Below are 1,953 nucleotides of genomic sequence, written 5' to 3' on the forward strand. Positions count from 1 at the left end.
ATGAACGGCTCTCTTCCGAGAACCTTATGCGCGGCGTTAACTCCTGCGACAAAGCCCTGAGCCGCCGCTTCCTCATAGCCCGAGCTGCCGTTGAATTGTCCCGCGCCGAAGAGGTTCGGGAAGTCCTTGAACTCAAGCGTCGGGTTCATCGCGGTCGGGTCAACGCAGTCGTATTCGATCGCGTATGCAGGCCGCATCATCACGCAATTCTCCAAGCCCTTTATCGTGTGATAAAACTTGAGCTGTACCTCCTCGGGAAGTGAGCTGCTCATGCCCTGCAGGTACATCTCCTCGGTGTTCTCGCCGCACGGCTCGATGAAAAGCTGATGGCGCGGCTTGTCCTTGAAGCGCATGATTTTGTCCTCAAAGCTCGGACAGTATCTCGGACCTACGCCTTCGATACGTCCGGCGTACAAGGGTGAGCGGTGGATATTTTCGAGAATAATTTTCTTTGTTTCGTCGTTTGTGTAGCTGATGTGGCAGTCGACCTTGTTCTCGCCGAGGCTTTCTGTTTCGTATGAAAAAGGCTCGGGCGGTTCGTCACCCTTCTGCACCTCAAGCTCAGAGAAGTCTATTGAACGTCTGAGCACTCTCGCAGGCGTACCTGTCTTGAATCTGCGGAGAGGTAAGCCGATGTCTTTAAGACTCTTGCCCAGCTTTGTCGCGGGGAAGGTTCCGTCGGGGCCGCTCTCGTAGCTGACCTCGCCGACGTAGATTCTTCCGCCGAGATATGTACCCGTTGCGACGACAACGGTTTTGCAGAAGTACACCGCGAGCATATGGGTGGTCAGCTCGTAGCCGCCGTCTACCTTTTTGATGTCCGTGATTTCCGCCTGACGCAGCTCGAGGTTTTCCTGCAGCTCGAGCTTGTGCTTCATCGTGTCGGCGTATTTTCTCCTGTCGATCTGAGCGCGGAGTGAGTGCACCGCAGGGCCTTTGCCGCGGTTGAGCATTCTCGACTGCAAGAAGCACTCGTCGGCGGTCTTGCCCATCTCTCCGCCGAGGGCGTCCAGCTCACGCACAAGATGACCCTTCGCGGTACCTCCGATCGAGGGGTTGCACGGACAGTTGCCGACCGCGTCCATATTGATTGTAAAGATAGCAGTGTGACAGCCGAGCCTTGCGGCGGCGAGGGCGGCTTCGATTCCCGCGTGACCCGCGCCGATTACGGCTACGTCGTAATAGCCTGCTGAGTATGTCATATAAATCATTCCTTAGTCGCGTCTATTTTCCGACGCAGAAGTTGTGGAATACGCGGTCGATGACCTCGTCGCTTGTTTTCTCGCCCGTCATTTCGAGCAGCTCTGAAATCGCGTCCTCGAGCGAAACGGTGACCGCGTCGAAGGTCATTCCCGTTTCAACCGCCGCCTTTGCTTCTCTCACGGAGTTCAGCGCGTTATAAACATTGCTTCTCTGTCTTTCGTTCGAGAGAATACCCTCGCTCGGGTTGAGGTTCTGAGTACCCGCGATTTTTTCAACCGCGTTTATAATATCCTCTCTGCCCTCTCCATTCGCGGCAGATACATATACTATATTGCTAATATCAGATTTTATTTTGTTTATATCTAATTTAGCTTGCAAATCGGTTTTATTGATTATCGCGACGGTCGGAACCTCGCGCGACATTTCAATCAGCTCCAAGTCGTCGCTGTCAAGCTCACGGCTGTTGTCAAAAACCGCGAGCAGCAGTCCGCACTGGCTGAGCTTTTTCCTAGCGCGGTCAACGCCGATTTTTTCAACCGCGTCGTCGGTATCTCTCAGACCCGCGGTATCGCTGAGTCTGAGAATAACGTCGCCGACAAGAACCGTATCCTCGACAACATCTCTCGTCGTGCCGGGAATATCCGTGACTATGCTTTTCTCCGTTCCGGAGAGCAGGTTCATCAGCGTGCTTTTACCGACGTTCGGTCTGCCGGCGATTACGGTGTCTATTCCCTGCTTGACCGCCTGACC

2 protein-coding genes are annotated in these 1,953 nt (G+C 54.3%); both read right to left on the reverse strand.

The window, feature by feature from the left end; all coding sequences use genetic code 11:
* Window positions 1–1,202 (reverse strand): tRNA uridine-5-carboxymethylaminomethyl(34) synthesis enzyme MnmG (gene mnmG, locus KQI64_RS08970; protein WP_216524363.1); only part of this gene is annotated, 1,202 nt, incomplete at its 3' end.
* Between the two features lie 22 nt (window positions 1,203–1,224).
* Window positions 1,225–1,953: GTPase (locus tag KQI64_RS08975; RefSeq protein ID WP_216524364.1), on the reverse strand; the 729-nt coding region annotated here is incomplete at its 5' end.

The organism is Lachnoclostridium sp. MSJ-17, assembly GCF_018918205.1.
In the GTDB taxonomy this organism is placed as follows: Bacteria; Bacillota; Clostridia; order Oscillospirales; family Acutalibacteraceae; genus Ruminococcoides.